Consider the following 6,030-nt stretch of genomic DNA (forward strand, 5'->3'; position numbering starts at 1 on the left):
CTTTTGGAGGCTGACGTTTGATACAATGGACTTCTGGTGAGATTGCGATTGGCGGTCTGCTGGAAGTCCTTTTTCCATTATCATTGTTGATGACAAGGGGTGAGACCATGGGTAAGAAAAGTGACGGGAAGGTTCTGGCCCAGAACAAAAAAGCTTCCCATGATTACTTCATCGAGGATACGTATGAAGCCGGGATGGTGCTGACCGGAACGGAGATCAAATCCATACGGAACGGCCGTGCCAATATTGGAGATGCGTTCGCCACCATTCGGAATGGCGAGATTCATATCCATAATATGCATATCAGTCCGTTCGAGCAAGGGAACCGCAACAACCCGACGGACCCTACGCGTACACGGAAGCTGCTGCTGCACAAGGAGCAGATCCGCAAGCTGCTGGGCCTGTCCAAGCAGGACGGCTACGCAATCGTACCGCTGAAGATCTACATCCGTAACGGCTATGCGAAGTTGTTGCTGGGCCTCGGTAAAGGTAAGCGTCAGTACGACAAGCGAGCCGATGCCGCCAAGAAAGATGCACAACGCGATATCCAGCGTGCGCTGCGCGAGAAGCAGAAGATTGCAAGGTAATGGAGCAACTAGCAGGATGGCAGCTTTTAGCTGTGTTACCTGCAATGTATATATCATTTTGATGTCAAATGTGATATACTAATTGATGTAAGAGAGATCAATAAGATCTTTGACAATCAGCATACAGTTGGCGCATTCTTCTTTCTTGGAGGGAAAGAGTCTGCGGCATAGATCGACTGCTATGGCTGAATATTCTTGATTTAATCCGATAGCCCTTTTTGGCAGGAACGCTAAGGTGCGAAACACCGGCATTTCTCCAACTTAAGGGGGCGTTTTTGGATTCGACGGGGATAGTTCGGGCATGAGTAGCGGGTAGTGGGGACGCGTCCACTTCATCAACGCTAAAGCCAATTAAACGGCAAACAACAAAACAACTACGCTTTCGCAGCTTAATAACCTGTGAGCGTGCTCTCGCTCTGTATCGCCCATGTACCGGGATGAGGGCTCAACTTTAGTGGGATACGCTGTCTAGTCTCCGCCTGGGGCTAGCTGAAGAAGACAATCAGGCTGACCTGAAGGGAATCCGGTGACAGGGAGTCTCTAGGGTGACATCAAATCTGTCACTACACCCGTAGAAGCTTGTGTTGTCGTTATCTTCGGACAGGGGTTCGACTCCCCTCGCCTCCATACATAGAACCCGCTCATAGAGCGGGTTTTTATTTTTTTATTCTGTAAATGTAGACTATTTGTAGACACTTCGTTATTTAAAGCAAGTGCTTACCGCAAACTGGCATAAAAGATTCTTCTGCTGACTTGGAAATCCCCCCCTCCCCCATATTTGGAACCGTTAGATTATTAGTTAAATACGTGGGTAAGATTGATGTTTACCGGTCCATTAAAAGAATTATTCAAAGTTTGAATAAGCAGGTAGCAGGTGAATGCGCTCCTTTTTTAATAAGGGCAGATTCCTTGATAATATCCTTCCAAAAATTAAGCGAAATCATTATCATTATATACGAACAAATATTCTGTGAAATGAGGTGTAGCAAATGGATTACTTTAATGATTTGAATCAATATACAAATGAAATTAAAGATCGCATTGCTGCTTCGGCTGCTGCAATATGCGTTATGAAAGACAACAAAATCCTTCATGAGTGGTATTCTGGATATCATCATTTCCATAAGGGTGCCAGAAAGGTGGACGTGTTTTCTCAATTTAATGTTTATTCAACAAGGGTTACATATGTAGGTCTAGCAGCTGCTATCGCTATACATGATGGCGCAATAAAAAGTCTCGATGAGCCAATAAGTAATTATTTAATGACTTATGATAGTAGCATTCTAAATAACACAACAATTAGACATTTAGTTACAAGGACAACGGGTTTGCAATTTCAAGGAGACGGTGTACTACGTAGGTTTGAAGCAGGTACGGCTTTTGAAGGAAAAAGACCTGAAATACTAGCAGCAATTATCAAGAATGCAACCGGAAAAACTGTAGCCGAACTAATAAACAAGCGAGTGTTTGAACCGTTGGGTATAACGCAGAGCGAGTGGAGAACAGCAGGTAAAGAATCTTTAGTTTGCGATATAAATGATCCTAATAGCTACCCCACTTTAAGACTTGAATCAGATGAAGGTAGTGATCGTAATCTTTATGTAAGCGCAAGGGATCTTGCTTTATGGGGAAATTTCCACTTAAACAAGGGATATTTTCAAGGTCAACAAATCCTGCCCAAAGAGTTGTTTAATAACCTCACTTCTGTCTTAACTCCTTCTTCGTTACCATCCTATTTACCAAGGCTAGGATCATTCTGGTGGATACAAGACAAGAATGTAAAAAACTCTGAATTGGGCTCGGACCTTCCTGAAGGGAGCTATCAAATTCTCGGAGCTTCAGGATGTTCATGTACTGTTATACCTAAGCATAAAGCAGTGGTGGTGAGAATGACAAATAGTCTTTGGACTTTTGGAGGGAAAAATGGATTTGATTATATTTCAGATATACAAAGGTTCGGTAACCTTGCTTGTTCCGCTTTAAATCAATACTCGAATGTCCCTTAAATGTTTGTTACTGGGGTAAGGAGGAGAGATTGTCAATGGAAGACTGTGATTTTCTGCAAAATCGTAAAAGGTGAAGCTAATTCTTGGAAGGTTTATGAAAATGAGTCCGTTTATGCTTTTCTCGATATAAATCCCGTAAATGAATATCATACTTTAATTATTCCAAAAAGGCATTATGAGAACATTTTTGACACACCTGAAGATGAATTGATAAAAGTAATGTCAGTTGTTAAAAAGATAACTATGTTATATAACACAAAGTTAGGAATCAAAAATGTCCAGATAATCAACAGTTCAGGAGCCGAGGCACAACAAGATGTGTTTCACACCCATTTCCATATTGTCCCTAGGAGACATGGTGACAATCAAGATGTTAAATGGACGACTCACCGAGAATGGCGAGGAAAATTTGATGATTTGTTAATGGCGTTAAGATAGCATTTAACTCTTGACTATTGTCGGTTCATCCACAGCCTTATTGCGCTAACGGGACACGATAGCTCAATGAAAACATTTGAAGGCAGCTGGCTTTTTGGTCGGCTGTCTTTTTCTCAATTAACTGGCAGTAGAGCAAGAATAATGTTGACTATTTGTACATTAGTGGTACTATATTCCAGCTAGTGTCTACATATGAATCTGGGAGGTACGTGAATGCAAGAAAAATTGGCAATTACAAATAAGACTGCGTGGGAAACGAAAGCGTATCAGGCTTGGGTTCAAGAATATGGAACCCCTGATGAACTTGCGAGCGAGTTGAAGCTGGAACACAAGCATCATCTTCGATATTGGTTAAAGTATATTGGTGATCTAGCAGGCAAGCGAGTTCTTAACCTCCTTGGCTCGCACGGTCGAAAAGCAATTTCGTTAGCATTGCTAGGTGCTGATGTTACCGTGGTGGACATATCTGAAGAAAATCGGTTGTACGCGATGCGGACTGCCTCTGCCGCGGGTGTGGAACTCAACTATATCTGTTCTGACGTCTTAAATATCACGAACGAAGAGACGCTAGGCGAATTTGACATCGTGTTGATGGAATTTGGAGTTCTGCATTATTTTACAGACCTCAGCTCTATTTTCTCTGTGGTTCGTCGCAGACTAGGAAAAAATGGCCGGTTTATCTTGACTGACTTCCATCCTTTCGCACATGCATGGATGAATACATACCATTTAAAACATCCAACTGGTAATTATTTTGACGATAGTATTAAGGAAGGAGAAGTTGCTTTCGCTAAGCTGTTGCCTGAGGAGGAACGATCTGGATTAGGTAAGACCTTAGGGCGAAGCTGGACAGTTGGTGAGATTTTAACTGCAATTGGTACCACGGGGTTATTTATACGGGTATTTGAAGAAATACCTAGCTCCACAGATCCGAGGTTTCCAGAGTTTTACACTCTAATTGCAGATAAAATTGATATAGAATTATCCCCACTACATCCCTGACTATGGAAATCCATTATTGTTAAACTAACGGGACACGATAGTTGAATAATACATATTGTTGAGCAGGCTACCGCACCTGCTCATTTTATAAAGCTAATGGGTAGTAAGTTCAACTATAACTGTTCATTGACTTGTTGACGTATTAGGTGCTGTAATATGTTAACCCTGACTACACTATTGAATGTAAATAATTAACAGAGAGGGTTGTATATCAGATGAATACCGTTCGAAAACTTGCAATAGAAGACGTAGATGCATTTACAGAAATTTCTTGTAATTCGTATCCATGGATTGGATATCAGGAAGATGACGTAAACAGGTTGAAAAGTTGGATTGAAAATAGTATTAAGCAGTTTCCTCAGCAAGATCTGTTTGGAGCTTATAGGGATAAACAACTTTTAGGCGGAATGTGTCTTTATGACTTTAAAATGAATGTTACATCGACAATTATGAGTGTAGGAGGAATTGGTTCTGTTGCGGTGGATTTACTGCATAAAAGGGAAGGAATAGCCAAAGAACTAATAGAGTTCTCTTTCCAACGTTATAAGGAAAGCGGAGTGCCATTGGTCACACTATACCCATTTGATGCAGGATTTTATAAGAAAATGGGGTTCGGATATGGCAGTCAAATTAATCAATATAGAGTAAAAACAGTAGGTTTCCCTAGAGGTGATTCAAAGCAACATATTGAATTTTTACATAATGACGACAGAAATGAGGTTCTTAATTGCTACAACAGGTTTTTTGAAAGGACAAACGGTTTAACTGAAAGGTTGGATAAATGTCTGGGTGATCTGTTTGACTTTAGCGAGAATCGAATCGTGGGATATAGAAAAGATGGAAAAATTTTAGGATATCTGGCATTTTCATTCCACACGCATTATCAGTACAAAAACGATCTAGTCATCAAAGAACTTGTTTACGAAACTCCTGATGTTCTTTTGGAATTCTGTACATTCCTTCATACACAATTTGATCAAGTAGAACGTGTAATAATAGAAACCCAGGATGAATATTTCCATTTTTTACTTTCCGATCCCTCACGAGGTACGTATGATTCTTTTTTATCCAAATATCTCGAGACGAGTACAATAGGCATGGGAATTATGTACCGAGTAGTTGATATAAAAACACTATTCGATAAGCTAGTGAATCGTAACTTTGGAAATCAAAACTGCAAGATGAAAATTTCTATAGTTGATACTTTCTTCGAGTCAAATAATGGCAGTACAATAATACATTTTGTAAATGGATTTCCAACTATAACTGAGAACACTGATTACGATGTGGAAATAAGCATGGATGTCGCTGAGTTTTCTTCTCTAATTATGGGGGCAGTAGACTTTAAAACATTAATCCGTCTTGGATTAGCTAGGTTATCTGATTATACATATTTTGAATCAGTACAAAATGTGTTTAGAACAGAACAAAAACCAATGTGTCTTCTTCAATTTTGAACAAGGGTTCTGACACGAGCGGTAATTGTTTTGGGGCAGTTGAATGTTATTACCAACGTTTTTTATATTAAGCTAACGGGAAACGACCAGGAATAAGCTGCCGGCGCTGATCGGCAGCTTCATTACGTTAACGGGCAGGATAACGCAAAAATGACCCAGAATTTATAATTAAAACCGAAGTGGCAATTGGAAACGCTAAAATCTTATTTACGCTTTCTGGGAGGGGAGGATTTCATGCAAAAGGCAATCGTTGTTCATTATTTTAACGATAAAAGGAATAACTTGACTGAGTTGAATCAACTTTTAGAAGGGGGATGGAAAGTGGTTAGTCAGAGTGCCATGTCAGGAGGTGAATCTGGGGGTACGGTTTATTCACTTGTTATACTAGAGAAAAATTAAGACATAAGCTTCGAGGATTTATTGAGCTCCCTCGAAATGATTCAGTTTCCTCACTCAGACTCATGAATTCGCAGGATTTCACCCTGTGGTAAGTGTGAGGAGAAGAAGTCATAGAGGAATTTTTGGCTGGGGTGCATAGAA

Annotated in this window: 6 protein-coding genes and 1 other RNA gene; all 7 read left to right on the forward strand. The window is 40.3% G+C overall.

Features of this window, described 5'->3' with window-relative positions:
- Nucleotides 1-107: 107 nt before the first annotated feature.
- The 7 genes from smpB to J7E85_RS25230 all read left to right on the forward strand — a co-directional run bounded on the left by smpB (nucleotide 108) and on the right by J7E85_RS25230 (nucleotide 5,889).
- On the forward strand, nucleotides 108-587 hold the full coding sequence (smpB, locus tag J7E85_RS25200; RefSeq protein WP_009593386.1) for an SsrA-binding protein SmpB: 480 nt from the start codon (nucleotides 108-110) through the stop codon (nucleotides 585-587).
- Nucleotides 588-852: 265 nt separating this feature from the next.
- Nucleotides 853-1,217, forward strand: a transfer-messenger RNA (tmRNA) gene (gene ssrA / locus J7E85_RS25205).
- A gap of 359 nt (nucleotides 1,218-1,576) precedes the next feature.
- On the forward strand, nucleotides 1,577-2,593 hold the full coding sequence (locus tag J7E85_RS25210; RefSeq protein ID WP_215162744.1) for a serine hydrolase domain-containing protein: 1,017 nt from the start codon (nucleotides 1,577-1,579) through the stop codon (nucleotides 2,591-2,593).
- Nucleotides 2,594-3,031 (forward strand): HIT family protein, encoded by a 438-nt coding sequence (locus J7E85_RS25215; protein WP_215162746.1) that lies wholly within the window; start codon nucleotides 2,594-2,596, stop codon nucleotides 3,029-3,031.
- 213 nt (nucleotides 3,032-3,244) lie between these two features.
- A complete protein-coding gene (locus J7E85_RS25220) occupies nucleotides 3,245-4,033 on the forward strand; it encodes a class I SAM-dependent methyltransferase (protein ID WP_215162748.1) in 789 nt (262 codons plus the stop codon).
- A gap of 215 nt (nucleotides 4,034-4,248) precedes the next feature.
- Nucleotides 4,249-5,490, forward strand: a complete 1,242-nt coding sequence (locus tag J7E85_RS25225; protein ID WP_215162756.1) for a GNAT family N-acetyltransferase — start codon at nucleotides 4,249-4,251, stop codon at nucleotides 5,488-5,490.
- A gap of 234 nt (nucleotides 5,491-5,724) precedes the next feature.
- The gene (locus tag J7E85_RS25230; RefSeq protein ID WP_215162758.1) at nucleotides 5,725-5,889 is read left to right on the forward strand and encodes a hypothetical protein; all 165 of its coding nucleotides are present in this window, start codon (nucleotides 5,725-5,727) and stop codon (nucleotides 5,887-5,889) included.
- Nucleotides 5,890-6,030 lie beyond the last annotated feature (141 nt).

Source organism: Paenibacillus sp. ISL-20 (assembly GCF_018613005.1).
In the GTDB taxonomy this organism is placed as follows: domain Bacteria; phylum Bacillota; class Bacilli; order Paenibacillales; family Paenibacillaceae; genus Paenibacillus_AQ.

What these genes read in the sequence shown, in the direction of transcription:
- J7E85_RS25210 (WP_215162744.1), top strand. Translation starts at nt 1,577, where the DNA reads ATGGATTACTTTAATGATTTGAATCAATATACAAATGAAATTAAAGAT.
- J7E85_RS25220 (WP_215162748.1), top strand. Translation starts at nt 3,245, where the DNA reads ATGCAAGAAAAATTGGCAATTACAAATAAGACTGCGTGGGAAACGAAA.
- smpB (WP_009593386.1), top strand. Translation starts at nt 108, where the DNA reads ATGGGTAAGAAAAGTGACGGGAAGGTTCTGGCCCAGAACAAAAAAGCT.
- J7E85_RS25215 (WP_215162746.1), top strand. Translation starts at nt 2,594, where the DNA reads ATGTTTGTTACTGGGGTAAGGAGGAGAGATTGTCAATGGAAGACTGTG.
- J7E85_RS25230 (WP_215162758.1), top strand. Translation starts at nt 5,725, where the DNA reads ATGCAAAAGGCAATCGTTGTTCATTATTTTAACGATAAAAGGAATAAC.
- J7E85_RS25225 (WP_215162756.1), top strand. Translation starts at nt 4,249, where the DNA reads ATGAATACCGTTCGAAAACTTGCAATAGAAGACGTAGATGCATTTACA.